This window comes from Acidobacteriota bacterium (assembly GCA_012517875.1).
Taxonomy (GTDB): Bacteria; Acidobacteriota; JAAYUB01; order JAAYUB01; family JAAYUB01; genus JAAYUB01.
Window position 1 is genome coordinate 1 of the sequence record JAAYUB010000098.1, and the last position, 25653, is coordinate 25653.

Genomic DNA, 25653 nt, shown 5'->3' on the forward strand with positions numbered 1-25653 from the left:
ATCGGCTGTCCCGTCATCGCCTCGCTCACCGGCGCCGCCCGCGTGCTGGTGGTGACCGAACCCACAGTTTCCGGCGAGCACGACCTGCACCGCGTGCTCTCGCTGGCGCGGCACTTCGACATTCCGGCCGCGGTCTGCGTGAACAAGTGGGACATCAATCCGGACATGACCGCCCGGATCGAGGCCGCCGCCGGCCAGGCCGGCGCCCGGGCGATCGGGCGGATCCGTTACGACTCCGCGGTGACCCGGGCCCAGCTCGCCACCCGGGCGGTGGTGGAGATCGGCGGTCCCGCCGCCGAGGATATCCGCACTATCTGGACTTTGCTGATGGAAAAGGAGACCTATGGATCAACCGAATGAAATCACCGGTTCGCCGGAGCTGGCCAAACACGCGGCCCATCCCCGGAACCGGGGCGCGATGCACCGCGCCGACGGCCACGCCCAGGTGACCGGGCCCTGCGGCGACACCATGACCTTCTGGGTCAAGGTCCGCGGGGAACGCCTGGTGCGCGTCACCTTCGAAACCAGCGGCTGCGGCGCCACGGTGGCGTGCGGCAGCATGGCCACGGTTCTGGCTCAGGATCGCGAACTGACCGACGTCCTGGATCTGCAGGCGGAACAGATCCTGGCCGCCATCGGCGGCCTGCCGCCGGAGTACGCGCATTGCGCCCAACTGGCCTGTGACACACTCCACGCGGCCTGCGAGGACCACCTCTTCCGCCAGGCCCGCCAGTCACCCACCCGGACGGGCGACTGCCAGACATGCGGGGACACCTCCTGCGCGGCCGCCAACCGCCAGGAGGGTGAAAGCGACAAGGATTTCGAAGAGCGCCGCCAGCTCCAGGCCCGCATGTGCCGCATCCGGCACAAGATCGTCGTCTTGTCGGGCAAGGGGGGCGTAGGCAAGAGCACGGTGGCGGTGAACCTGGCCGTGGCGCTGCTGCAGTCCGGCAAGGCGGTGGGCTTGCTGGACGTGGACGTGCACGGCCCGAGCCTCCCCACCATGCTGGGCCTCGAGGGTGCGGCCGTCCACGGTGACGACGGGATGCTCATCCCCGTGGACGTGGACGGACTGAAAGTGCTGTCCATCGGTTTTTTCCTCCGCAGCCCGGACGATCCGGTGATCTGGCGGGGGCCGATGAAGTACAGCGCCATCCGGCAGTTTCTCAAGGACGGCGAGTGGGGCGACCTGGACTACCTGATCGTGGATTCGCCGCCGGGTACCGGTGACGAGCCGCTGTCGGTCTGCCAGCTCATCGGGTAGATGGACGGCGCCGTGGTGGTGACCACGCCCCAGCGGGTGGCGGCGGTGGATGTGCGCAAGTCCATCAATTTCTGCCGGCACCTGGGCGTGCCGGTGCTGGGTGTTGTGGAGAACATGAGCGGTTTTGCCTGTCCGCGCTGCGGCGAGATCACGCCGATTTTCCGCTCCGGCGGCGGCCGGCAGATCGCCGAAGATATGGACGTGCCGTTCCTCGGCTCCATTCCCATCGACCCGGTCATCGCCGAGGCATGCGATGCCGGCCGGGCGTTCATCCTGCACTACGCCGCCTCGCCCACGGCGGCGGTCATGCAGGACATCATTCGTCCGTTCCTGGCACTGGATCTTCCGGATCCACCGGCCGCGAGCGAATCGGAATCCGAATCGGAATCCGAATCCAAATCCAAATCCAAATCTGAAAAGGAGAACACTATCATGCGTATCGCCATTCCCCTGGCCGACGGCCAGTTGGCACTTCATTTCGGTCACTGTGAGCGCTTCGCCCTTCTCGACGTCGATCCCGCGACGCGACAGATCCTCAAACGGGAGGACGTGGAGCCCCCGCCGCACCAGCCGGGCCTGCTGCCGCCCTGGCTGGCCGAACGAGGCGTCCAGGTGGTCATCGCCGGCGGCATGGGCCAGCGGGCGGTGGCCCTGTTCAACCAGCAGGGCATCCATGTGCACGTGGGCGCCGCGGCCGCGGCGCCGGAGCAGATCGTGCGCGATTTCCTGAGCGGATCGCTGCAGTTGGGCGACAACGCCTGCGACCATTGAGGCCGGCCGGTCCGGCCCGTGTGTTTCCCAATCCATCGGGAGGAGTTGCATCGGCCATGAAAATCGGCATCATCATCTGCGGTCGGTACCAGTCGTGCGGCGGCGGCAAGTGTCTCCGGGCCGTCCGGGAGCGGGTGGGCGGCTTCGCCCGCTATCCGGCCGACGAGCCGCTGGAAGTGGTGGGCTACTCGTACTGCGGCGGCTGCCCGGGAGGCAACATCGAGTACGTGCCCGTCGAGATGAAAAAGAACGGAGCGGAGGTCATCCATTTGGCCACCGGCCTGGTGGTGGGGTATCCGCCGTGTCCCCGCCTCCGCCAGTTCAAGGAGTATATCGAGACGGCTCACGGTCTCAAGGTGGTCGTGGGCACTCACCCCATCCCGCTGAAATACATGGAACAGCACCGCCGGCTTCCCTTCTGGAAGGCGGCCGGGATGGAGAAGCTGGCGGGGGATCTGATGGCGGAGGATTCCAAAATCATGGAGGCCTACAATTGACCGGAGAGTCGGCGCCGGCCGACGGATTCGACCATGAGCACTGCCTGCTGTGCGGCCAGCGCAATCCGTTGTCGCTCCGGCTCCGGTTCGAGCCGGTGGAAGGCGAGGCGGTCTGCGCCCGTTTCCGCCCCGGCCGCCGGCTGCAGGGGTACCGGGGCGTGCTCCACGGCGGCGTGATCAGCGCCCTGCTCGATGCCGCCATGACCCACTGCCTGTTCCACAAGGGCATCCGGGCAGTGACCGGTGACCTGTACGTCCGGTTCCTGGCGCCCGTGTCGTGCGATGACGAGGTGGAGCTCGCCGCTTGGCTGGTGGCGAAAGCGCCACCCGTCCACCGCCTGGAAGCCCGGATCACCCGGGAGGGCAAGACCATGGCCCGGGCCCGCGCCCGGTTCATGGAGAGCGGGAGGACCCGATGCCGGCGACCGAAGCGACCCTGACCATCCTGGTGGATAACGAAGCGGCGCCGCCCCTGGCGGCAGAGCACGGCTTCGCCCTCTGGATCGAGGCCGCCGGCCGGCGCATCCTGTTCGACACGGGGCAAGGCGGCGCGCTTGCCGGCAACGCCGGGCGGCTGGGCGTCGATTTGTCCGCCGCTGACACCTTCGTGCTGAGCCACGGCCACTACGACCACGGCGGCGGCATCCCGGCCGTGCTGACCCTGAACCCGGACATCTCGGTCTTCGCCCATCCCCACTGCCTGCGCCGCCGTTTCGTCGTGTCGCCGAAAGAAACCCGGGCGGTCGGGCTGCCGGACGAGGCGACGGCGGCGCTGCGGCGCCACCACTCCGTCACCTGGTTGGAGGCGCCTGCACTGCTTGAGCCGGACGTGGGGCTCACGGGACCTGTCGCTCGCGCGACCGCCTTCGAGGATACCGGCGGCCCCTTCTTCCTGGACCGCGACGGCCGGCGGGCCGATCCCCTCGACGATGACCTGGCCCTTTGGATAAGGACCTCCCGCGGCCTCGTGGTCTGCGTCGGCTGCGCCCACGCCGGCGCGATCAACACCGTCCGCCAGGCGCAGGCCCGGAGCGGGAGCCGCGAGCTGTTGGCGGTGATCGGCGGCTTCCATCTCGGCGCCGCGAGCGCGGCGCGCATGGCGGCGACCATCGCCGCGCTGCGGGAGCTGGATCCGCGGCATCTGGTCCCGTGTCACTGCACCGGCCGCGCGGCGTCGGAGACACTCCGGGCGATGCTGGGCGACCGTGTGGCGCCGGGCGCGGCCGGGCAGACCTTTCGCTTCTGAGTCCGCCTCCTCCACTCGGGCCCCACGCCCTCATCGCCCTCGTGCATCGGATTCGTATTGATATCCACTGGATTTTGCCAACATGGTGAATCGTGAGTGGCCGAAGGAATTAGTTAAATGGTGAATCGGCGAATGGGTACCAGGATCCGGGTTCCGTGATCCGGGGCCCGGAACCCGGGTCCCGGGTCCGAAGTCCGATGTCCGATGCCCGATGATCGGTAACGAGCCTCGAGTCTCGAGCCTCCAACCTCGATCACGATTACGATCACGATTACAACTTACGGTTACGAGCACGACAAGAAGAACCGTTGTGTCCTTCGTGCCTTCGTGGTGCACGCGCTTACTAGAAATCAAAAATATTCCCGGGGGCGAGGATGAGGGCGGGGTCGAGCTCGCGCTTGAAGGCGCGCATCCACGCGATGGCCCGGGGCGGGAAGCAGTAGGGGAGGAATTCCTTTTTCACCTTGCCGATGCCGTGCTCGGCGCTCACCGTGCCGGCGGCGGCCTGGACCAGCCGGCACATCTCGTGGACGGCCGCTTTGGCCCGGGCCTTGGCGTCGGCGTCGGCGGCGACGATGTTGAAGTGGGGGTGGCCGTTGCCGATGTGGCCGTAGCCGTACACCTCGTCCAGGCCGTGTGTTCGGCAGATGGCGCGGACGGCGGGGAACATCGCGGCGATCCGGTTGTGGTGCACCGCCCAGTCGGTGGAGACCTTGCCGCCGCCGGCGCCGCGGCAACGGATGCCGCGCTCGTTCAGCGTGGACGGGATGGCGTGGCGGAGCGCCTTCATCTCCTCTTTCCGCGCCCGGGTGTCGCCCACCATGGTGTCGTCCACCAGGGCGCCGCTCCCCTCCAGCCGCTCCAGCCATGCCTCGAGCAGCGCGTCGACGCCCCCTGCGGGCGCCTCCTCCTCGATGAAGAGCATGCCACCGGCGCCAGCCGGCACGGCGGCGCCCTTCTCGTCGCGGATGAGCGCCAGCGACCCGCCGTCGAAGTACTCGAGGCAGCGGACGCCGGGGGCGTTCTCCCGGAACGCGGCCGCCGCGGCCAGGGCCGCGGCCTCGTCGGGATAGTAGGCGTAGAGCGACAGGTAGTCGGCGGGGAGGGGCAGGCACCGGAGCTCGATTTCGGTGATGACGCCCAGGGTCCCTTCGCAGCCGATGAAAAACTGGATGGGATCCTGGAAGCCGTAGTAGCCGGCGGCGTTCTTGTCCACCGCCGCGGCGTGCAGCTCCAGCGCCTCGCCGGAAGCGAGCACCACGCGGAGCCGCTGCACCCAGTTGCGGACGGCCCCGTACTTGAGGCTGCGGGCGCCCGAGGCGTTGGTGGCCACGGCGCCGCCGATGCAGCAGTCGGGCTCGCTGGTGGGGTCGGGCGGGAAGAACAGGCCGTGCGTCTCGAGCTGCGCCTTGAGCTGGGCGAGGTTCAGCCCGGGTTGGACCACGGCGGTGCGCGTGTCGGGGCGGATGTCGGGCGGGGCCTGGAACCGCTCCAGGCTCAGCAGGTACCCCGACGGCGCCACGCAACTGCCGGTGGTGGACGAGCGCAGGCCCACCGGCGTGACCGCCCGGCGTTCCGCCAAGGCCCAGGCCAGGATGTCGCGCACCTCGGCCTCGTCGGCGGGGCGGAACAGCCCCTCCGGCGCGCCGCGGTAGCCCAGCGCGTCGGCGTTGTATCCCGCGAGGATTTCAGGGTCGGTGACTGGTGCGATCATCGGTGGTTGCCTCGACTCGCAGCATCGATCTGCGGGGCTCGGGACTCGAGGCTCGCGGCTCGTTCTCGCTCCCTCAATTCTAACTCGTAATCGTAATCGTAATCGTGCTCGTAATCGTGGTCGTGCTCGTGATCGTAATCGAACTGTTTGATGCAGGTTTGAACGTTTGAATGTTTGAATGTTCGCATCTGCTCACCCATTCACCCGCTCACCCATCTAATCCTCTGGGTCCTCTGCGCCTCGGCGGTGAATCAGCCTTCTTCCAACTTCTCGAGAAACGCGGCCTCGTCCAGCACCGCTACGCCCAGCGCCTGCGCCTTGGCCAGCTTCGAGCCGGCGTCGGCGCCCACCACCAGATAGTGCGTCTTCTTGCTCACCGAGCCGGTGACCGTACCGCCCCGGGCGCGGATCTTGTCGGCCGCCTCGTCGCGGCTCATGGCCGCCAGCGTGCCGGTGAGCACGAACGTCTTGCCGGCGAAGAACGCCGCCTCGCCGCCCGCGGGGACCGGCGGGGCTTCGGGTTCCGCCAGGTTGAGACCGGCGGCACGCAGGCGCTCCACCAGCGCCCGGTTGCGCGGCTCGGCGAAGAAGGCCCGGATGCTTTCGGCCACCACCGGGCCCACCTCCTCGGTGGCGAGCAGTTCCTCCTCCGAGGCGGCCATCACGGCGTCGAGGGTGCCGAAGCGACGCGCCAGCAACTGCGCCGTGCGCTCGCCCACGAAGCGGATGCCGAGGCCGAACAGGAGCCGATGCAGGGGATGGGCGCGGCTGGCGTCGATCTGGGCGAACAGGTTCTCCGCCGACTTGCGACCCATCCGCTCCAGCGCCACAACCGTGTCGAAGTCCATGGTGTAGAGGTCGGCCACGCTGGCCACCATCTCCGTGTCCACGAGCTGGTCCACCAGCGCCTCACCGAGGCCCTGAATGTCCATGGCCCGGCGGGAGGCGAAGTGGAGGAGCGATCCCTTCAGCTTGGCCGGGCAGTCGGCCGACTCGCACCGCGCCACCGCCTCCCCCTCGGGGCGGTGGACCGTGCCGCCGCACGCCGGGCACCGCTCCGGCATGACGAATTCGGGGAGCTCGCCCTCGCGACGACTGATGATCACCTGGACCACCTTGGGGATGACATCGCCCCCCTTCTCGATCAGCACCCAGTCGCCTACGCGGACGTCCAGCCTCCGGACCTCTTCCGGGTTGTGCAGCGTGGCCCGGCTCACCGTGGAGCCGTCGAGGAGCACCGGATCGAACTCGGCCACGGGGGTGAGCGCTCCGGTGCGGCCCACCTGGACGGCGATGTGTCGCACCCGCGTGGTGGCCTGTCGGGCCGGGTACTTGTACGCAACGGCCCAGCGCGGGATCTTGGCGGTGGCCCCGAGGCGGGCCTGCAGCGCCGCGGCGTTGACCTTGACCACCACGCCGTCGATTTCGAAGGGGAGATCGGGCATCCGGCCGCGGACCTCCTCGATGAACGCCTCAAGCTCGGCGAGATCGCCGCACTCGCGGACCATCGGGCTCGTCCGGAAGCCGTGGCGGTTCAACCAGTGCAAGGTGTCCAGATGAGTGGAGAGCGGCGTGGTGCCATCGACCAGGAGTCCGTAGGCATAAAAGTCCAGGCGGCGGCTGGCCACCACGCGGGCATCCAGCGTCCGCACCGTGCCGGCGGCGGCGTTGCGGGGGTTGGCGAACGGCGCTTCGCCCGCTTCCCGTCGCGTCCGGTTCAGGCGCTCGAAGCTCGCCAGCGGCATCACCACCTCGCCGCGCACCTCGATGCGGCCGGCAACGGACGGACCGGCCGGCTCCCGCGCGCCGGCGCGGGCGCCGCGGGCTTCCAGCACAAGCGGGACAGTCCGGATGGTCCGGATGTTGGCGGTGACCACCTCGCCGCGCAGGCCGTCGCCCCGGGTGACGGCCTTGACCATCCGGCCGTCCTCGTAGAGCAGCGACATGCTCAGGCCGTCGAACTTGAGCTCGGCGGCGTAGGTGAACGCCTCGCCGGGGATGAGCTTGCGCACCCGGGCGTCGAACTCGCGGATCTCGTCCAGGGAGTACGCGTTGTCGAGGCTGAGCATGGGCGCGGCGTGGACGTGGATGTCGAACCCCTCGGCCGGCTCGCCGCCCACGCGCTGCGTGGGCGAGTCGGGAGAGCGAAGCTCAGGATGCGCCGCCTCCAGCTCCTGGAGGCGCCGCATGAGCTGGTCGAATTCGAAGTCGGAGATCTCCGGCGCGTCCAGCACGTAGTAGCGGTGCTCGTGGTGCCGGATCTCCCGCCGCAGCCGCTCGATGTCCTTTCGGATGTCGCCCATCCCGTCACCGCTCCCGCTGGGCTGTCGCCCGGATATCGTCATCCCGCCGCCGGCGGGGTGCGTCCGGGCGGACCGGTCGTGGCGCCCGCGCTAGGCGTCCTCGTCCCCGGCCGCCGCTTCCTCGGCGGCGCCAGGCGTCCGCACCAGGCCCATCTTCTCGCGCACGAGCGGCTCGATCTTCGCCTGGACGTCGGGGTTGTCCTTGATGAACTGTTTGGCGTTCTCGCGCCCTTGGCCCAGCTTCATGCCGTCGAAGGAGAACCAGGCGCCGCTTTTGTCCACGACCTTCAGGTTGATGCCAAGGTCCAGGAGATCGCCCTCGCGCGAGATACCCTCGGAGTAGATGATATCGAACTCCGTCTCCCGGAAGGGCGGGGCGATCTTGTTCTTGACGATCTTGAGCTTGGTCCGGTTGCCCACGACCTCCTCGCCGATCTTGATGGAGCCGATGCGACGGATGTCCACCCGGATGCTGGAGTAGAACTTCAACGCCCGGCCGCCGGTGGTGACCTCGGGATTGCCGAACATGACCCCGATCTTCTCGCGCACCTGGTTGATGAAGATCAGGCAGGTTTTCGACTTGGCCACGATGGCGGTGAGCTTGCGCAGCGCCTGGCTCATGAGCCGGGCCTGAAGCCCCATGAACGAGTCGCCCATCTCGCCGTCGAGTTCGGCCTTGGGGACCAGCGCGGCCACGGAGTCGATGACGATGATATCGACGGCGCCGCTCCGCACCAGCAGCTCGGCGATCTCCAGGGCCTGCTCCCCGTGGTCGGGCTGGGAGACCAGCAGCTCGTCGGTGTCCACGCCCAGCTTCTTGGCGTAGATCGGGTCCAGCGCGTGCTCGGCGTCGATGAAGGCGGCGGACCCGCCCTGACGCTGGGCGGCGGCGATGGCGTGCAGGGCCAGCGTGGTCTTGCCGCTGGACTCGGGGCCGTAGATCTCGACGATCCGGCCCTTGGGCCAGCCGCCCACCCCGAGGGCCGCGTCGATGGACAGCACGCCGGTGGGGATCACCGGGATGTCCAGGTCGCGGGGCCGGTCGCCCAGCTTCATGATGGATCCCTTGCCGAACTGACGCTCGATCTGGCTGAGCGCCGTCTCGATCGCCTTGCTCTTCTGGTCGCGTTCGTTGGCCATATGTGCTCCTCTGATCGGTTATGGTTCCATGGACTGGATTTCGCTGATGAGCAGGCCCATCAGCGATTCCATCTCCCGGTGCATCCGGGAGGTGAAGATCCGGACTTCGGTCCGCCGGACCGCGTCCGGGTCGCCGGTGCGCACCTGCTCGATCACCGGCTGCCAGCGCGGGTTGTGCCGGACCACCTGTTCAAAGTGTTGATCGGCGCGCTGCGGCTGGCGCCGCCGCCGCTCGATGAGCCCGGCCAGGAAATGGAAAAACGCGGTGCGTCCGAGCCGCGGCGTGACCTGGCGGGTGCCCGCGGCCGCCTCCCGCGTGGCGTCGCCCAGGTAGTAGGCAACGGAGCTCAGCAGCGACACCTGGGGCAGGGGCCGCGCCTGGAAAGCGGAGCGGAACGTCCGCCCCGAGTGCTTGAAATCCTCCGCCAGGAAGCGGGTGATGCCCAGCAGGAACTGGGGCGCGAACGCCCGCGGCGCCCGGTGGCCGGCCACCTCCAGGTGCGACTGGGCGTCGTCGAACCGGCCGCGCTTGATCTGGATCAGCCCCATGAGCAGATTGGCCGGCGCGTGTTCCGGGTGCCGCTGGAGGAGCCGTTCGAGGCAGCGCCGGGCGGCCGCCTGGCGGCCGGCGATGAAATGCAGCTCGGCGAGGATCCGCAGCACCCCCTCGTTCTCGGCGTCCAGGGCCAGCGCCTGCTCCAGCAGTTGCACGCCGCGGCGATGCCGGGCGGTGTAGAGCAGCGGCACGGCCATGCGGATGTACCGCTTGAACTGCGGCGCCGGGCCGCGGTAGCGGGCGGCCACCGGCTCGAGCCGCCGGGCCAGGTCCTGGCGCTGGTCGTGTCCGAAGAGCTGACCCTTGAGTTCGTCCCTGACGCGCCGCTCCAGCTCCTTGCGCTCCAGCACGCCGCGCTGCTCCAGCGCGTCGATGATCTTCTCCACCGAAATGCTCAGGTAGAGGTTGTTGAGGAACTGCTTCTCCAGGTAGCCGACGAGCTCCTCCAGGTTCTTCTCCGAGCTCTTCAGGCTGAACTCGATGGTGGAGATCCGCTCCAGGTCGGCGTCGTCCAGGAGATAGTTCACCTCGTCCCGGTACTGGTGGGGCACCACCGGCGGGGTGAGCTCCGCGTGGCACTTGGCGCAGCGGAGGGCGAAATCGGGATTGCGGGCGTGGCAGCGCTGGCAGATGTTCATCGGTGCGTCGGCGTGCGCCTCCCCCTCAGACCGGATCGTATTCGTAGAAGCCCCGGCCGGACTTGCGGCCCAGCCAGCCGGCGTCGACCATCTTCCGCAGCAGCGGGCACGGCCGGTACTTGGGATCGCGGAAGCCCTCGTGCAGGACCTCCAGGATGTTGAGGCAGACATCCAGGCCGATGAAGTCGGCCAGAGTCAGGGGCCCCATCGGGTGGTTCATCCCCAGCTTCATGACGGTGTCGATGGCCTCCCGGCCGGCGACGCCCTCCATCAGGGCGAAGGCGGCTTCGTTGATCATGGGCATCAGCACCCGGTTGGCGATGAAGCCCGGGAAGTCGTTGACCTCCACCGGCACCTTGCCGAACCGTTCGGCCAGGCCGCGGGTTTCGGCAAAGGTGGCGTCGCTCGTGGCGATGCCGCGGATGATCTCCACCAGTTTCATGAGGGGGACCGGGTTCATGAAGTGCATGCCGATGACGCGGTCGGGCCGGCGGGTGGTCGCCGCCAGGCGGGTGATGGAGATCGAACTCGTGTTGCTGGCCAGGACGACCTCGGGGCGGCAGAGCGCGTCCAGCCGCCGGAAGATCTCCTGCTTCGTGGCGAAGTCCTCGAACACCGCTTCGACGACGAAGTCGGCGTCGGCGCACTCGTCCAGAGAGGGGGTCGTGGTGATCCGCCCCAGGGTCTGCCGCCGGGCCTCGTCGGTGATGACGCCCTTCTCGACGAACTTGGCCAGGCTCTTGCCGATGGCGGCCATGGCGCGCTCCAGCGGCGTCGACTGCACGTCCACCAGCTTCACCCGCAGGCCTGCGGTGGCGGCGGTCTGGGCGATGCCGTTGCCCATGGTGCCGGCGCCGATCACGGCAAACGTTGTGATGGCCATCGGTGCGATCCCTCCTTTCATTAATAGATAACGTTTGAGTCGGTCGGGTGTTCGGGTCCGGCGATGCGCGCCGGGTCCGCTCACGACGGGATCCCCTTGAACGCCTCCACCCGGTCGTCAGGGCCCACGAGGACGAGCACGTCCGTGCGCTTGAGAATGAAATCCGGACGGGCGAGCACGAAGGCGTGGCCGCCGTCCGGCTGCAGTTCCTTGATGCCGATGACGTTCAGCGAGTAATCTTTCCGTAGTTTGGCGTCCAGGATGGATTTGCCCACCAGGAAGGGAGGCACGATCAGCTCCAGGATGGTGACGCCGTCGCCCAGGGGGATCTGGTCCAACACGTCCCGGTGGCTGTACCGGTCGGCCGTGCGGATGGCCATCTCCTTTTCGGGGAAGACCACCTCGGTGGCGCCGATCTTCCGGAGGATCTTGCCGTGGGTGTCGTTGGCGGCCTTGACCACGATTTTCTTGACGCCCATTTCGGCCAGGTGCAGGGTGATCAGGATCGAGTTGTCGATCCGCTCACCCACGCTGATGATGGCGCAGTCGACGTCCTGCAGGCCCAGCGCCTCGAGCGTCTCGCGGTCGGTGGCGTCGGCGTGGACCGCCTGGGAGGCGGTGTCGCGGGCGCGCTGCACCATCTCCTCGCTGATGTCGACGGCGATGACGTCGTGGCCTTTCTCGTACAGGGACTGAGCGACATGGAAACCGAAAATCCCCAGTCCGATCACCGCATATCGCGCCATGGTGGGTGTGCTCCCGGCCCGAAATTCAAGCCGGGATTATACCACAGCGGAAAATGGTCTTGACAATAAAGAACCCCTGCGGTATTAAGGGTGCTCGCTGGACGGATCTTTGCCGTGGGGCTATAGCTCAGCTGGAAGAGCACATGACTGGCAGTCATGGGGTCAGGGGTTCAAATCCCCTTAGCTCCACCAAATATACGAGGCACCCTGAGGGTGCCTCTTTTTTTCGGCCGGCGCCGGCCGGGCATCCCGGCGGCGCCGCCGCCGCCCGAGAAGAGGACCATCATGGAGCCGACCGCCGTCACCGACCGGGACCGGGCCATGGCCCGGCGCTGCGTGGAGTGCCCCGTCTGCACACGGGCCCGGCGCCGCCAGCGCGGGTTGGCCTACTGGTTTGTCCGCCGGATCGAAGCGAGCGTCTGTCCGTATTGCCGTGCCTACGAGCGGGTCTACGACCGCAAGGCGCACGAGCCGGTGCCGAATGAGCCGGATGTCGCGTCAATGTATCGATGAGCAGCGGATGGCCGGCAGGCAGACCGGCTGCGGAAGCCCATCGCGTCACGTCCCGGCGCCGGCCACGGGTGTCACGCCTCGGGATCGGCGGACGTCGGGGGGGTGCTGCGGGATTTGTCGGGCTTGGCGCCTCCGCCGGAGGCGATGAGCCAACCCATCCCGCCGCCCAGCAGCACGGCGAGGTACGGGTTGCCGGTGATGCCTCAGGTGGATCCGGCGCAGGCCGACAGATAATGAAACAGGAAGCCTGCGGCGGCTCCGATCACGACGGCCGCGGCTTGTTTGAGAATGCTCATGGAACCAGCCTCCCGGAGCGGATTAGCCGTGGCTGGGGTGGCATGGCCCCGCTCCGCTCAACGAGATGGATGCCTGAAATCCGCACCGGATTCTCGATACCCGCCCGATCGCCGGCCGCCCACGTTGGCGAGACACCGGGGCGCCGCCAAAAAAAAACAGCCGGCCGCTCTCGCGACAGGCTGTTGAAACATGGTGCCGAAGGGGGGACTTGAACCCCCACGGCCACATTGGCCACTAGACCCTGAACCTAGCGTGTCTGCCAATTCCACCACTTCGGCACATTGGATTCGCTGAAAAGAACTCACGAAGCGGTGTTATTGTAGCCATCCGGCGGTGATTGTCAAGCCCCGATTGTCAGCGGAGACTTCTTCGCGGCCGGGGGCCGTCGCGGAGAATCTGTGACCGCCGGACTAACCGGTCAGAAGTTGTACATCGCCGAGATGGCGAAGCTGTCCTTGTCGCGGGCCAGGTCCCCGGCGATGTCGATCTGCAGGTGACCGAACAGCACGAAGCCGGCGCCGAAGGTGGCGTGGTGGTCCACCTTCATTTCCGGGAAGGTCGTCTGATAGAGAATCGCATGGGCCGCGTCGGCGCCCCCCAGGTAGTGGATGGAGGGATCCGGGGCCTGGTAGTAGCCGGCCAGCAGGGCGACGGAGTTGCTCCGGCCGATGGGGATCAGGTACTCGGCGCCCGCGTGGTATTCGTCACCGTCCTCCCAGCCGAAATACGTATCGGCTTCCGGGCTGGCCGATTGGTTGAGCACGGCCAGGAACTGGTCGTTCAGGTCGGTGTACCGGATCCGGACGTAGTCGAAATTGAATGCCCATTGGTCGGTGGGGGTGATGGAGACGCCCACGCCGAGCCGGTCGGGCACGTTGATCTCGAACTCGGGGTACTCCTGTCGGAGTGAGACATACTGTCCGGTTTGCCAATTGAAGAGATGCAGGTTGTCGTTGAACACCGCTCGGATCTTGTGCGTTTCGCCATACCGGTACACGGCGCCGATACTCACGTAGTCGTTGGGCTTGTACTGGACGCCGGCGACGAAGCTGACGCCCCAGCTGTCGTCGTCCGCGACCATGAAGCGGCCGATGGTGCTGCCGTCGTCAGTCGTGACTTGCGGTTCGACCATCGGGGGCGGTTGCGTCATGTCAGCCAGATCGCTCCCGTCCAAAGCCAGACGGGCGGCGCGCACGGAGAAACCCACGGCGAATGTCTCGTGCAACCGTTTCGCGACCGAGAAGCCGTAGTTGTCGAGGTTGAATTTCAGGCGAGACGCCTGGCGGTTCACCACCCAGATGATCTGCTCACCCGGCAGATCATTGGGGATGAGGAAAGACGCATTGTAGTAATTGGCCTCGAAGTTGGCCAGCTCCTGGCGGTAGAACGCGAACGCCCAGCTCTTGTACGGGTAGACAAAGCTGATGAAGGTGGGGCTGTTGACGCTGTCCTCGAACTGCTGGCCGATCACGGCGTCGTCGGTGGCGTCCACCGCCCGGTCGGCGAAGTACTTGAAGTAGCGATATTCGCCGTGGATGGTCGGCTTGGGGATGAAGATGAGGCCGGCGGGGTTGGTCTCCGACCCCGTGGCGTCGTTGCCCTGGGCGATGAAGGCGCCGCCCATGGCCGTGGCCCGGGCGCCCGGGTTGATGAAGTTGAAGCGGAACGACGAGAGGCTGGTGGGCAGCGCTTCATCGCTGGACCCCTGGGCCAGCGCCGGCGCAGCCAGGAGCGCGGCGAGGGCCAGGCAGCCGGCTAACCGTAGCGTGTTATGCATCATTCCTCCTGATGAGAAAGATTTACTCGATGGGCACGGCGGGCACGGCGGGCACGGCGCTCAGGAAGTTGAGGCCGGTGTCGCCGAAGAGCTCGAACACGATGAATTCCGGGTGAATGGAATCGCATTCGACAACGAGGTATCCGCCGAAAATGTTGATCAAGCCGGGGATCACCTGGTCCACCATGGCGATCGCCCGGCGATTCGGCTGCAGAAACAGCTTGACGGTGTCCAGCAGCACGCCGTTCTGGTCGTAGGCCGACAGGAAGACCGACTGGGTCGTGGTGTACGGATTGACGACGGCGAGGCCGGTGAAGAACGGAATCTCGTCCAGGGTTCCGTTGGCGATGTGCCCCAGGATGAACCGCCGATGCCGGGGGGATTGCAGCGGCAGGACCGACCGGAACGCTCCGGCCGTGGCGTCACCGAACGTCACGCAGCCCACCACGCCGGTGAGCCCCTTGAGATCGAGCTTCAGATAACCGGTGACCGTACCGCTGAGTCCCATCATGGTGCCGACGTTGTAGACGACCTTGGAACGGGGACCGAGGTTGATGGCGGCGAAGCTGTCCAGATACTCGCCGTCGTTGTCGTACAGGATCGCCTCCACGTTCGCCCCGATGTCGGAGGTGTTGACCAGCGTGAGCCAAGTGTCGTAGACGATGCCGCCGCCGAAGTCGCCGTGGGCGACGTGGCCGCTGAACAGCGTCCCCTGGTCCTCGCCGATGGGGAACGGCTCCAGCACCGAGACGGTCTCGGCGTCGCCGAAAATCTCGCCGCCGATGATCGCCAGATCCGATTGCACCGTCAGGTAGTCGGAGTCGGCGATGCCGGGAAAGACGCCCGCCAGGTCCAATATGGCCCGTCCCCGCTTGTTGAGCAGCACGGTGTGGCTGGCCTGCTGGACGCCGGCGGCATTGTGGCGGCGGACGGTGACGTGCGCCTGGCCCTGCTGAGGATTCTCCAGGTACAGTTGGGTGTAATGGCCGCCGGTGACATCCACCACCGGCAAGACGAACTCGGATCGGGCGTCGGTGATGCTCTGAATCTTGCCGCCGTCCAGATAGGTCAGATTCGTGCCGTTGTTCAGCAGCCAGATCCCGGTGAGGTCGGAGTGGGTCAGGAACGTGCGGACCCACCGTTGGGTGTTGGCGGTCTCGGGGCCGAGCAGGTCGCCGAAGTAACGGGGGAACTGGGTCCGGGGATCGATCGACTGGGTGGTGAACGATTTGACCGCGCCGGAGTCGTCGTACAGCTCGAAGTTGGCCAGCGCGGGCTCGGTGCCCAGATTGACCAGCGAGAACGAGATGTTCGCCGAGCGCGGGAAGTGGACGACGTCGTAGCCCTGGCTGGCGATGGACGCGGCGCCCTCGCGGGTGCTGATGCCGCCCGCGGCCGTGCCGCCGGCGATCGACAGGATGCTGTCCTCGCTCAGGAGCACGCCGCTGATGGGATCGACCACCACGTCCGCCAGCGTGTCCAGGTTGTACGCGTACGCCAGCGCCCCGGCGGCGTCGGAGACGCAGACGGCCAGCTTGTGGAAATTGGCGAAGCCCACGATGGCGTCCGCGCCGTTTTGAGCGTCGATGTTCTCGGCCAGTACGGCGGAGGGATTGCCCTGGAAGAAGACCTTCTGCGCGGACGCCGGCACGAACGTCCCGTCCGTCTGGGCTTTCCAGAGCGAGATCGATTTGGTGCTGTTGTCCGCGTACGCCACCACCAGGTCGGTGCGGCCGTCGCGGTCGAAATCACCGGTGTCGATATCCACCGGCGCTTTGCCGTTGGCGGCGTAATCCAGGCTGGTCAAGCTGCCGCCGCCGGTATTCCAGAACACCGACACCGAATGGCCGCTCCGGTTGGCGGTGGCCACGTCGGGCTCAGCGTAGCCGTTGAAGTCGCCGACGGCCATCGCCACCGGCTGGGTGCCGGTGGGATAGACCTGCTGGGAGCCGAAGTCCGATCCGATGTAGACGTTGAGCGTGTTGTTGGCCTGGTCGGTGACCAGGTAGTCGCTGGAGCCGTCGCCATTCAGGTCATGCAGGGCGGTGTCCCCCGGCACGGCCGCCGCCTTGAACGAGAAGGCGGACCATGCCATCCGGGTGTCCTGCGCCTTTTGGCCGAACACGCTCCAATAGTCATAAATGTGCACGACGCCGTCGCTGTCGACGATGAAGAAGTCGAGCCGGCCGTCGCCGTCGGTGTCGGTCACATCCAGCCGGACCGGCTCGAACTCGGGCAGCCAAAGCCAGTCGAGATCCACAAACGTGTCGTCCGCCGTCCCGAAGCTCCAGTACAGCCGGCGGCGGGAGCGGTCAACGGAGCAGACGTCGTCGTACCCGTCCTGATTCAGGTCGGCCACGGTCACGTCGGTCAACTCCGTGCCCACGACGGATGTGGCGGGAGCCTCCAGCGTCTCGAAGGTGGTGGCGGAAAAGGCGATGAAGCTGCCGGGGAATAGATAGGTCGGAGTGTACCCGCCCGACTGATACACGCTCTCAACCCAAAACAGGTAATCGTCGACGACGGGCGGGAATGAATGCTGGCGCAGATCGGCGACCACGAGGGTGGACTGTTGCTGGTACCGGCCCGCCGCGCCCCAGTTGCTGTTGGCGTTCGGGGGCCAGACGCCGCCGCCCAGGGCGACGGTGAAGCCCCAGCGCACACCCTCAAGGCCGGTGGGCCAGGCGGCGGTGCTCTCGTTGAGCCGGATCCAGAACTCCGACTCGCCGGCCACGTAGCGGAACAGTTGCACGGTGTCCGGTATAAGCGGGGTGGGGACGGCGCCCGGGTCGGGCAGCCAGAGGTCGTCATACAATCTGAAGGGCACCACCGCCAGCGGGAACACCACTTCGCCGTAGCTCGGCAGCGGCGACGTGGTTTCGGTGGTGCCGGTGGCCAGCGTCTGGCTCAGCACCTCCCGGTCGGCTTTCGTGACCTGGGTGATGTGGATCTTGATCAGCACGGGATTGGCAGGCGAAGCCTCAGGGAAACTGTCGGGATCCAGCAGGAAGGTGATCTGGGTGGAAGGCAGGATCTGGGATGGTGAATTGATGTACAGTTTCTGGTTTTCACGCTCCTCGACCAAGATCTGGCCGTATCCACTGCAAATCGCCGTGAATCCGAGACACACGGCGAGCGCCATCAGCAAAGTCCGGATGCGTCCCATAGCCCCTCCACGTGACGAATAATGGCTGGCGGATGAACCGAAAACTGCTATAATTATAGCACGCTGTGGGAGAATGCAACACGCCATGACCCGGCCGCGTCCGTTGATCGTCATCTGTCTCATCCTGTGGGCGATATCTGCCCTCAGTCAAGCCCAGCTCGACCGGAAATGGTACCTGAACTATCTCGACGGCGTCGAGCAGATCAAGAACGGCAATTACCAGAAAGGCATCGAATTTCTGGAAATCGCCATCGCCCAGAAGGGGAAGCCCGACCCCAACACGAAGTTCTACGGCGTGATGCGGGGATCGTATATCCCGTATTTCTATCTCGGGGTGGCGTATCATCACATGGGCCAGTATGAACTGGCCAAGCACAACTTCGAGAAATCGCTGACCCTCGGCGCGATCAAGGAGTTGCCCGAGCTCAACGACCTGAACCGCTATCTGGCCGAGATCAACCAGAAGCTTGCCCAGAAGACGACGCCGTCCACGGGACCCACCACGCCGACGGAGACGGACGCCGATCTCCGCGAATTCCAGCGGGCCTCCGACCTCTTCAACCAGGGCAAGCTGGCCGAGGCCCTCCCGCTGCTCGACAAGATCAAGACCGCCGGCGGCCGCTACGCCGGCGACGCGGACCGGCTGGTGCAGCGCATCCAGGCCGGGCAGGCGCTGGAGGCGGAAGTGCAGGGATTGGCCCGGCAGGCCGACGAGGCCTTCCGCAAGGGCGACTGGGCCGCCGCCCTCGAGCGCTACCAGTCCATCTACAAGAAGAAGCCCGATTATCCGAACCTGCTGGATCTGATCGACCGCTGCCAGGCTCATGTGAACCTGCAGCGGCGCCTCGATGACGCGCGCCGGCTGGCGCCCGTCAACCCGTCGCAGGCCGAGGAGATCCTCGTCGCCATCCGGGCGGAGCAGCCCGGCTTCCCCGGGCTGGAACCCGTCCAGCGGCTGGTCGCCGAGGAGAAGCGGAAGAAGGAGCTGGGCGACCGGAGCGCCGCCTTCGCCGCCTATTATCAGGACGGCGTCAAGGCCTTCAACGACCGGAACTGGGAGCGGGCGCGCCGCCATTTCCAGGATGCCCGCAAACTCGCCGCCGGCCCCGACCAGGGGCGCGAGATCCAGGGCTACCTGGACCGCATCGAGGTGCAGCTCAAGCAGGCCGGCCAAATCGGCCAGCTGGTGGCCGCCGCGCGGCGGGACATCCAGGCCGGCCGGAAGGAGCCCGCGCTGCAGTCCCTGCAGCAGGCGCTGGCGCTGGACCCGAACAACTCCGAGGCGAAGACGCTGCTGGGGATGCTCCAGAGCGCCGGCTCCGGCCAGGCGGTCTATCAGACCCTGCTCAAGAACGGCATCCGCGATTACTTCCTCGGCAAGTATCCGGAGTCGGTGGCCTCCATGAAGAACTACCTGAGTTTTTCCACCGAGAAGGCCGGCTTGGCCAACTTCTTCATCGGGGCGGCCCTCGTCAGCGAGTACTACCTGGCCCGGGAGCGCTCCGCCGAGCAGCTCGATGAGGGGCGCCGCCACCTGCGCGAAGCCCGGCAGACCGCCGGCTTCACCCTGCCGCCGCCGGTGCGGGCGATGCTTTCACCGCGCATCCTGGAACTGTTCGAACGCGGTGCCAGCTGATCCATGTTCCGGTTTTGCCTGCATCCGTCCGCCCGTCACGCCGCACGAGCCAAAAATGAATTGACAACCCGCCCGCCGTCTGATAATTTGGCCGCCTTGCGTAGGTGCGTAGCTCAGGGGGAGAGCACTTCCTTGACGCGGAAGGGGTCAGCGGTTCAAATCCGCTCGCACCTACCATTTTTTTATTTATGCGATCGGAGTGCCCCATTCCCGCACCGGACACGGAGGACAATCCAGCCATGCTCCAAGTGATCGAGCGCGACGGCACACGTCGCGTCGTGGCCGATTCCGCCGAAGCCCTGACCATTCTGCGCCACAGCACCTCCCACCTCATGGCCCTGGCCGTGCTGCATCTGTTCCCCGGCACCCACCTGGGCATCGGCCCCGCCACCGAGGACGGCTTCTATTACGACTTCCAGATGGACCACGCTCTGACCGAGGAGGACCTGGCCCGGATTGAGGAGAAGATGCGGGAGCTGGCCGCGCGCGACCTGCCGTTCGAACCCGCGGTGATCGGGCTGGCGGAGGCACAGCGCGTCTTCGACGAGATGGGCGAGGCGCTCAAGTGCGAGCTCATCGACGAGAAGGCCGGCGAGACGCTGTCGTGCTACCGGCTCGACACGCTGTACGACTTCTGCCTCGGCCCCCACGTGGCGTCGAGCGGCGCGCTCAAGGTGTTCAAGCTGCTGTCCATCGCCGGCTCCTACTGGCGCGGCGACGAGCGGCGGCCGCAGCTCCAGCGCATCTACGGCACCGCCTTCCTGACCCAGGCGGAGCTGGACGCGTACCTGGCGTTTCTCGAGGAGGCCCGCAAGCGGGACCACCGCCGGCTGGGCCGCGAACTTGACCTCTATTCCATCCAGGACGTCGCGGGGGCGGGATTCGTTTACTGGCATCCCAAGGGCGCCCTGATCCGGCACCTCATCGAGGACTTCTGGAAGAACGAGCATTTCCGCCGCGGCTACGAGCTGGTGGCTATCCCCCATCTGGCGCGGCACAACCTGTGGCGCACGTCCGGGCACTTCGATTACTACAAGGAAAACATGTACACCCTCACCATCGATGAGGAGGAGTACGTGGTCAAGCCCATGAACTGCCCGGGGCACATCCTGATCTACAAGAGCCGGCTCCACAGCTACCGCGATCTGCCCGTCCGCTTTGCCGAGCTGGGGACGGTGTACCGCTATGAGAAGAGCGGCGTGCTTCACGGCATGCTCCGCGTCCGCGGCTTCACCCAGGACGACGGCCACATCTTCTGCACCCCCGACCAGATCGTGGACGAGCTCGGCGGCGTGCTCGACCTGTGCCTGTTCTTCATGCAGACGTTCGGGTTCGAACAGTACCAGGTGGAGCTCTCCGTCCGCGATCCGGAGAACAAGGGCAAGTACGCCGGCACCGACGAGGAGTGGGAGATGGCCGAGGCCGGCCTGGTCAAGGCGATGGAAATCCGCGGCATCTCCTACACGCGCAAGGAAGGGGAGGCGGTGTTCTACGGTCCCAAGATCGATTTCAAGCTCGTGGACGCCATCGGCCGCAAGTGGCAGTGCAGCACCGTTCAGTTCGACTTTAACCTGCCGCGGCGGTTCGACGTCAACTACGTCGCCGCCGACTCCAAGGAGCATCACGTCTTCATGGTCCACCGGGCCATCATGGGATCGCTGGAGCGGTTTTTCGGCACGCTGGTGGAGCACTACGCAGGCGCCTTCCCCATCTGGCTGAGTCCCGAGCAGGCCTGGGTGATCCCGGTGAGCGAGAAGTTCGGCGACTATGCCCGGTCCGTCACTGCGCGCCTGCAGGCGGACGGGTTGCGCGTCCGCCTCGACGATCGAAACGAGAAGGTGGGCTACAAGGTCCGCGAGGCCCAGGTCCAGAAGATCCCGTTCATGCTGGTGGTCGGCGGCCGGGAGCAGGAGCAGGGGACCGTGTCCGTGCGCAACCGCTACGAGGGCGACCTGGGCGCCATGGGCCTGGACCAATTCGCGCACCTGGTCAAATCCCATATTGACAGCCGCGCGATCAAACCTTAAATTACGGCAACCGTAAACTCTTTGTCAGGAGGACGTCAATTAAACCAGCACCCAAAAACGAGAACCGGGACCGAGTGCGCATCAACGAGGAGATCACCGCACCGGAAGTCCGGCTGATCGACGGCGACGGGGCGCAGCTCGGCGTCGTCCCCATCGCCCAGGCCCTGGCGCTCGCCACCGAGAAGCAGGTCGACCTGGTGGAAATCGCCCCCAACGCCGAACCCCCCGTGGCCAAGGTCATGGACTACGGGAAATTCCTCTACCAGCAGAAGAAGAAGCAGCACGACGCCAAGAAGAAGCAGAAGGTGGTCCAGATCAAGGAAGTGAAATTCCGACCCCGTACCGACACCCACGACTTCGAGTTCAAGAAAAAGCACATCATCCGGTTCCTCGAGGAAGGCAACCGGGTCAAGTGCGGCGTCTTCTTCCGCGGCCGGGAGATGGCGTACCCGGAACTGGGCTACGAACTGCTGGCCCGGCTGGTCGAGGAGCTCGAGGGGGTGGCCGAGATGGTCAAGCCGCCGGAGATGGAGGGCCGGCTGATGGTGATGCACCTCATGCCGAAAAAATGAACCGCCGCCTGAAAGGCCATTGACAGATTCGAATTAATCATTATAATTAGCCCGTTTTTTCGCGGGAGCAGGCTCCAGCCCCGTTGCCGGCTCCGCGACAAGCCATAACTTGGTGTCATCGCAAAGGAGTTGGACCGTGCACAAGCTGAAGACGAAGCAGAAGACGAAGAAAGGCGCTGCCAAGCGCTTCCGGGTGACCGCGACAGGCAAGGTGCTGCGCGGCCACAGCCATAAGAGCCACATCCTGACGAAGAAGACCCGCAAGCGGAAGCGCAACCTCCGCCAGACCGGCCTCGTCGCCGGCGCCGACCTGGGCCGCGTCAAGGAAATGCTCCAAATCTGAAGGCGCCGAGGAGAGTACTGTCATGCCCCGAGTGAAGCGTGGAAACAAGAGACTGCTGAACCGAAAGAAGATCCTGGCCTTGGCCAAGGGCTACCGGGGGTCACGGAACCGCCTGTACCGCACCGCCAAGGAGACTGTCGAGAAAGGGCTGGGTTACGCCTACCGCGACCGGCGGCAGCGCAAGCGCGAATTCCGGTCGCTCTGGATCATCCGGATCAATGCGACCACCCGTGAGCACGGCCTGTCATACAATCGATTTATGTCCGGTTTGAAAAAAGCCGGTGTGGAGCTCGACCGGAAAGTCCTGGCGGAACTCGCCGTGCACCATCCGGTCACCTTCGCCGAACTGGTGTCAGTGGCCAAGCAGGCATAATCCTCAGTTCGTTTGAAAGGAACATCAACCGGCTGTCCCGCTACGGTGCAGCCGGTTTTTTTTTGCAAGGAGCCCTCGATGCGCGATGATCTGGCCCGAATCATGGATGGTTTCGAGACGGAATGCGGGACGGTCCGCGACGAGGCGGCCTACGGCCTGCTGCGGGAGCGCTACCTGTCACGGGAGAAGGGTCTCCTGACCCTCCAGCTCAAGCGCCTGCGCGACCTGCCGCCCGCCGAGCGGCCCGCCTTCGGCCAGGAGGTCAACCAGCTGAAGGCGGCCATCGAAACCCGGCTGGAGGCGCTGGCCCGGCAGGTCCGCCTGGCGGCCTACCAGGACCGGCTGGAGAAGGAGCGCCTCGACGTCACGCTGCCCGGCTTCCCCGTCGCCCGGGGCACGCTGCACCCCATCAAGCAGGTGGAGGCCGAGATCTGCGGCATCTTCGAGCGGATGGGCTACGTCATCGCCGAGGGGCCCGAGATCGAGACCGACTTCTTCAACTTCGGCGCCCTGAACTTTCCGCCCGACCATCCGGCCCGCGATGCACAGGACACCTTCTTCATCGGTGGCGGATCCTTCCTGCTGCGTACGCACACCTCGCCGGTTCAGATCCGGACCATGCAGACCGTGGCGCCGCCGCTCAAAGTCATCGCCCCCGGCAAGGTGTACCGTAAGGACACGCCCGACGCCACTCACTTTCCGATCTTCCACCAGATCGAGGGGCTGGTGGTGGATGAGGGCGTCTCGCTGGCCGACCTGAAGGGCACACTGGAGCATTTCGCCCGGGAGTGCTTCGCCGCCGACGCCCGCATCCGCCTGCGGCCCAGCTTCTTTCCCTTCGTGGAGCCCGGCGCCGAGGTGGACGTGAGCTGCTTCTTCTGCGGCGGCGGCGGCTGCCGCATCTGCAAGGGGAGCGGCTGGATCGAGATCCTGGGCGCCGGCATGGTCCATCCGCACGTCTTCGACGCGTGCGGCGTGGACAGCGAGCGCTACACGGGCTTCGCTTTCGGCATGGGCATCGACCGGGTCGCCATCCTCCGGTACGGCGTCCCCGACATCCGGATGTTTTGGGAAAACGACGTCCGGTTCCTGAACCAGTTCTACCGCTTCTGACGGGCCGCGAAGGAGAGCGCACACCATGAAAATCAGCTGCAACTGGATGGCCGATCTCATCGCCCTGGACGAGCCGCCCGACCGGCTGGCGGCCGATCTGTCCATGCTCGGCCTGCCCGTCGACGCGGTGGAGCGGCTGCCCAACGACACCCTCATCGAGATCGACGTCACAGCCAACCGCCCCGACTGCCTCAGCCACCTCGGGATCGCTCGGGAGCTCAGCGCTCTGTATCACGAGCCGCTGCGGCTGCCGACGCCCGCCGCGCTGGACGCCGGCCGGGACCCCGCCCCGGCGCCGGCCATCACCATCGAGGATCCGGATCTGTGCGCCCGCTTCTGCGGGGTGCGCATCACCGGCGTCCGCGTGGCGCCGTCGCCTCAGTGGCTCCAGGAGCGGCTCCTCGCGGTGGGCCAGCGCCCCATCAACAACCTGGTGGACATCACCAACTACATCCTGCTGGAGTTGGGCCATCCGCTCCACGCATACGATTTCGGCAAGCTGGCCGGCGGGTGCCTGATCGCGCGCCGGGCCCGCGCCGGGGAGACAATCCAGACTCTCGACGGCCGCATCCGCGCCCTCGCCCCGGAGATGCTGGTCATCGCCGACGCCGGGCAGCCGGTGGGGATCGCCGGCGTGATGGGCGGCGCGGCGAGCGAGGTGGCCGACACGACCACCGACATCCTGCTGGAAAGCGCCTGGTTCCAACCCGCGTCGGTCCGCCGGACCGCCCGGACGTTGGAGATGCGCACCGAGGCGTCGTACCGCTTCGAGCGGGGCGCGGACGTGGCGATGGCGCCGATCGCCCTGCGGCGGGCCGCGCAGCTGATTTTGGAGCTCGCCGGCGGCGCGGCGGTCTCGCCCGTGGTGGACGTCTGCCCGCGCCCCTGGTCGCCGCCCGTCATCGCCCTGCGCCGCGGCCGGATCGAGCGGCTGGTGGGCATCTCCGTCGCCGGTCTCCCCGTCGACGCGATGCTCCGCCGCCTGGGGTTCGATGTGGCGGCGGCGCCCGACGGCTGGCTCGTCCGGCCGCCCGCCCACCGCGTCGACGTGGGCCTGGAAGTGGATCTCATCGAGGAGATCGCCCGGCTGCACGGCTACGACCGCATCCCCTCCACCCTGCCGCTCCATCCGACACGACCGGTGTCGCGCCAGCTCGCCGGGGAGAAAGCCGCGGCCCGGCAGTTCCTCAAGGAGTCCGGTCTGCAGGAGGTCCTGACGCCGAATTTCGCCAGCGTCGCGCGCGACGCCGATCTCCTCTGGGCGCCTGACGGCGAACCGGTCCGCGTGGACAACCCGCTGGACGAAGGGGAGCCGTTCCTCCGCCAGGGCCTGCTGCCGGGGATGGTGGCCGCGCTCAAGTTCAACGAGAACAACTACAACGCCGACGTCCGCCTCTTCGAGGTGGCCGCGGTGTACGGCCGCCGCGGGGACGGGCACGTGGAGCCGGTCCGGCTGGCCCTCGGCGCGTACGGCCAGTGGCTGCCCGCGCACTGGTCCGCCGCCGGAGTGCCGGCGGATTTCGTCCGCCTCAAAGGCGTAATCGAAGGCCTGTGCGACCGCCTGAACGTTCCGGCGGTGACGTTCGACGAGGCCGGGGACGCGGCCTTCCTGCAGCCGGGGGCGGCGGCCTGGATCCGGCTGGGGGACGAAGTCGTCGTCTACATCGGCCAGCTCAACGAACTGCTGGCCCAGAAGCTCAAATTCAAGCGCAAGGTGTTCGTGGCCGAGCTGCTCTTCGAGCGGCTGGCGGCGGGGATCGACCGGTCATTCGCCTTCCGCACCCTGCCGCGGTACCCGTTCGTGGACCGCGACATGTCCTTTGTCGTTGACATCGGGATCAGTTTTAGTACAATTAAAATGTCGGTCATTGAGTTGAAAATGCCTGAGTTAGCGGAGGTTAAGCTCGTTGACCTCTATCGGGGGGCCGACATCCCCCCGGGCCGCAAGGCCATGAACGTCCGGCTGGTCTTTCAACATCCCGAGCGCACCCTGACCGACGAGGAGGCTGACCGCCTCCGGGAACGTGCCGCCGCGAGCCTGCGGAAACGTTTCCAAGCCCAGTTTCGATAGGGGCGGC

20 protein-coding genes, 3 tRNA genes and 2 pseudogenes are annotated in these 25653 nt (G+C 66.6%); 16 read left to right on the top strand and 9 right to left on the bottom strand.

Annotated elements, in window-relative coordinates; all coding sequences use genetic code 11:
• The 6 genes and pseudogenes from GX414_10250 to GX414_10275 all read left to right on the top strand — a co-directional run.
• On the top strand, window positions 1-360 hold a 360-nt coding region (locus GX414_10250), incomplete at its 5' end, for a (4Fe-4S)-binding protein (protein NLI47478.1).
• A pseudogene (locus GX414_10255) lies at window positions 344-727 on the top strand (iron-sulfur cluster assembly scaffold protein). The gene GX414_10250 and the pseudogene GX414_10255, both read left to right, overlap by 17 nt.
• A 123-nt stretch (window positions 728-850) precedes the next feature.
• A pseudogene (locus tag GX414_10260) lies at window positions 851-2035 on the top strand (P-loop NTPase).
• 56 nt (window positions 2036-2091) lie between these two features.
• Entirely contained in the window at window positions 2092-2532 is a 441-nt protein-coding gene (locus GX414_10265) for a CGGC domain-containing protein (protein ID NLI47479.1), read from the top strand.
• Window positions 2529-2972, top strand: a complete 444-nt coding sequence (locus GX414_10270) for a PaaI family thioesterase (GenBank protein NLI47480.1) — start codon at window positions 2529-2531, stop codon at window positions 2970-2972. Before GX414_10265 ends, GX414_10270 begins: the two co-directional genes overlap by 4 nt.
• Window positions 2948-3778, top strand: a complete 831-nt coding sequence (locus GX414_10275) for an MBL fold metallo-hydrolase (GenBank protein ID NLI47481.1) — start codon at window positions 2948-2950, stop codon at window positions 3776-3778. The genes GX414_10270 and GX414_10275 overlap by 25 nt, the downstream gene beginning before the upstream one ends.
• Window positions 3779-4121: 343 nt before the next feature.
• Here the strand turns inward: GX414_10275 and GX414_10280 are convergent, their stop codons facing one another.
• The 6 genes from GX414_10280 to GX414_10305 all read right to left on the bottom strand — a co-directional run bounded on the left by GX414_10280 (window position 4122) and on the right by GX414_10305 (window position 11758).
• Window positions 4122-5492, bottom strand: a complete 1371-nt coding sequence (locus tag GX414_10280; GenBank protein ID NLI47482.1) for an FAD-binding oxidoreductase — start codon at window positions 5490-5492, stop codon at window positions 4122-4124.
• Between the two features lie 251 nt (window positions 5493-5743).
• Entirely contained in the window at window positions 5744-7795 is a 2052-nt protein-coding gene (ligA, locus tag GX414_10285) for an NAD-dependent DNA ligase LigA (protein ID NLI47483.1), read from the bottom strand.
• Between the two features lie 90 nt (window positions 7796-7885).
• A complete protein-coding gene (recA, locus tag GX414_10290; GenBank protein NLI47484.1) occupies window positions 7886-8935 on the bottom strand; it encodes a recombinase RecA in 1050 nt (349 codons plus the stop codon).
• Window positions 8936-8953: 18 nt separating this feature from the next.
• Complete coding sequence (locus GX414_10295) at window positions 8954-10129, bottom strand: tetratricopeptide repeat protein (GenBank protein NLI47485.1); 1176 nt, start codon at window positions 10127-10129, stop codon at window positions 8954-8956.
• Window positions 10130-10154: 25 nt separating this feature from the next.
• Window positions 10155-11012, bottom strand: coding sequence for a 3-hydroxybutyryl-CoA dehydrogenase (locus tag GX414_10300; GenBank protein NLI47486.1), 858 nt, complete (start codon window positions 11010-11012; stop codon window positions 10155-10157).
• 80 nt (window positions 11013-11092) lie between these two features.
• Entirely contained in the window at window positions 11093-11758 is a 666-nt protein-coding gene (locus GX414_10305; protein NLI47487.1) for a TrkA family potassium uptake protein, read from the bottom strand.
• A gap of 116 nt (window positions 11759-11874) precedes the next feature.
• Between GX414_10305 and GX414_10310 the strand changes: the two genes are divergently transcribed.
• Window positions 11875-11950 (top strand) — tRNA-Ala (locus tag GX414_10310).
• Window positions 11951-12043: 93 nt separating this feature from the next.
• Complete coding sequence (locus GX414_10315; GenBank protein NLI47488.1) at window positions 12044-12271, top strand: hypothetical protein; 228 nt, start codon at window positions 12044-12046, stop codon at window positions 12269-12271.
• 487 nt (window positions 12272-12758) lie between these two features.
• Here the strand turns inward: GX414_10315 and GX414_10320 are convergent.
• From GX414_10320 to GX414_10330, 3 genes are all read right to left on the bottom strand, one after another.
• Window positions 12759-12846 (bottom strand) — tRNA-Leu (locus GX414_10320).
• 140 nt (window positions 12847-12986) lie between these two features.
• Entirely contained in the window at window positions 12987-14345 is a 1359-nt protein-coding gene (locus tag GX414_10325) for a hypothetical protein (protein NLI47489.1), read from the bottom strand.
• Between the two features lie 22 nt (window positions 14346-14367).
• Window positions 14368-17511: a VCBS repeat-containing protein gene (locus GX414_10330; protein ID NLI47490.1), complete on the bottom strand. Its 3144-nt coding sequence runs from the start codon at window positions 17509-17511 to the stop codon at window positions 14368-14370.
• An 85-nt stretch (window positions 17512-17596) separates the two neighbouring features.
• On the opposite strand from GX414_10330, the gene GX414_10335 reads away from it, so the two are divergent.
• The 8 genes from GX414_10335 (at window position 17597) to GX414_10370 (ending at window position 25646) form a co-directional block, all read left to right on the top strand.
• Window positions 17597-19147 (top strand): hypothetical protein, encoded by a 1551-nt coding sequence (locus GX414_10335; protein NLI47491.1) that lies wholly within the window; start codon window positions 17597-17599, stop codon window positions 19145-19147.
• Window positions 19148-19249: 102 nt separating this feature from the next.
• Window positions 19250-19324, top strand: a tRNA-Val gene (locus tag GX414_10340).
• Window positions 19325-19386: 62 nt separating this feature from the next.
• Window positions 19387-21174 carry a threonine--tRNA ligase gene (gene thrS, locus GX414_10345; GenBank protein ID NLI47492.1) on the top strand — a complete coding sequence of 596 codons (1788 nt, stop codon included), beginning with the start codon at window positions 19387-19389 and terminating at the stop codon, window positions 21172-21174.
• A gap of 38 nt (window positions 21175-21212) precedes the next feature.
• Window positions 21213-21746, top strand: coding sequence for a translation initiation factor IF-3 (locus GX414_10350; GenBank protein NLI47493.1), 534 nt, complete (start codon window positions 21213-21215; stop codon window positions 21744-21746).
• Between the two features lie 145 nt (window positions 21747-21891).
• Entirely contained in the window at window positions 21892-22089 is a 198-nt protein-coding gene (gene rpmI, locus GX414_10355; protein ID NLI47494.1) for a 50S ribosomal protein L35, read from the top strand.
• A gap of 22 nt (window positions 22090-22111) precedes the next feature.
• Complete coding sequence (gene rplT, locus GX414_10360) at window positions 22112-22462, top strand: 50S ribosomal protein L20 (GenBank protein ID NLI47495.1); 351 nt, start codon at window positions 22112-22114, stop codon at window positions 22460-22462.
• A 78-nt stretch (window positions 22463-22540) separates the two neighbouring features.
• Window positions 22541-23575, top strand: a complete 1035-nt coding sequence (gene pheS / locus GX414_10365; GenBank protein NLI47496.1) for a phenylalanine--tRNA ligase subunit alpha — start codon at window positions 22541-22543, stop codon at window positions 23573-23575.
• A 25-nt stretch (window positions 23576-23600) separates the two neighbouring features.
• Complete coding sequence (locus tag GX414_10370) at window positions 23601-25646, top strand: phenylalanine--tRNA ligase subunit beta (GenBank protein NLI47497.1); 2046 nt, start codon at window positions 23601-23603, stop codon at window positions 25644-25646.
• Window positions 25647-25653 lie beyond the last annotated feature (7 nt).

Bases quoted from the DNA above. Each gene is read 5' to 3' on its own strand.
- GX414_10295 (NLI47485.1), bottom strand. From the start codon at position 10,129: ATGAACATCTGCCAGCGCTGCCACGCCCGCAATCCCGATTTCGCCCTC.
- thrS (NLI47492.1), top strand. From the start codon at position 19,387: ATGCTCCAAGTGATCGAGCGCGACGGCACACGTCGCGTCGTGGCCGAT.
- GX414_10315 (NLI47488.1), top strand. From the start codon at position 12,044: ATGGAGCCGACCGCCGTCACCGACCGGGACCGGGCCATGGCCCGGCGC.
- rplT (NLI47495.1), top strand. From the start codon at position 22,112: ATGCCCCGAGTGAAGCGTGGAAACAAGAGACTGCTGAACCGAAAGAAG.
- GX414_10300 (NLI47486.1), bottom strand. From the start codon at position 11,012: ATGGCCATCACAACGTTTGCCGTGATCGGCGCCGGCACCATGGGCAAC.
- recA (NLI47484.1), bottom strand. From the start codon at position 8,935: ATGGCCAACGAACGCGACCAGAAGAGCAAGGCGATCGAGACGGCGCTC.
- GX414_10275 (NLI47481.1), top strand. From the start codon at position 2,948: ATGCCGGCGACCGAAGCGACCCTGACCATCCTGGTGGATAACGAAGCG.
- pheS (NLI47496.1), top strand. From the start codon at position 22,541: ATGCGCGATGATCTGGCCCGAATCATGGATGGTTTCGAGACGGAATGC.
- GX414_10280 (NLI47482.1), bottom strand. From the start codon at position 5,492: ATGATCGCACCAGTCACCGACCCTGAAATCCTCGCGGGATACAACGCC.
- ligA (NLI47483.1), bottom strand. From the start codon at position 7,795: ATGGGCGACATCCGAAAGGACATCGAGCGGCTGCGGCGGGAGATCCGG.
- GX414_10335 (NLI47491.1), top strand. From the start codon at position 17,597: ATGACCCGGCCGCGTCCGTTGATCGTCATCTGTCTCATCCTGTGGGCG.
- GX414_10325 (NLI47489.1), bottom strand. From the start codon at position 14,345: ATGCATAACACGCTACGGTTAGCCGGCTGCCTGGCCCTCGCCGCGCTC.
- GX414_10370 (NLI47497.1), top strand. From the start codon at position 23,601: ATGAAAATCAGCTGCAACTGGATGGCCGATCTCATCGCCCTGGACGAG.
- GX414_10330 (NLI47490.1), bottom strand. From the start codon at position 17,511: ATGGGACGCATCCGGACTTTGCTGATGGCGCTCGCCGTGTGTCTCGGA.
- GX414_10305 (NLI47487.1), bottom strand. From the start codon at position 11,758: ATGGCGCGATATGCGGTGATCGGACTGGGGATTTTCGGTTTCCATGTC.
- GX414_10265 (NLI47479.1), top strand. From the start codon at position 2,092: ATGAAAATCGGCATCATCATCTGCGGTCGGTACCAGTCGTGCGGCGGC.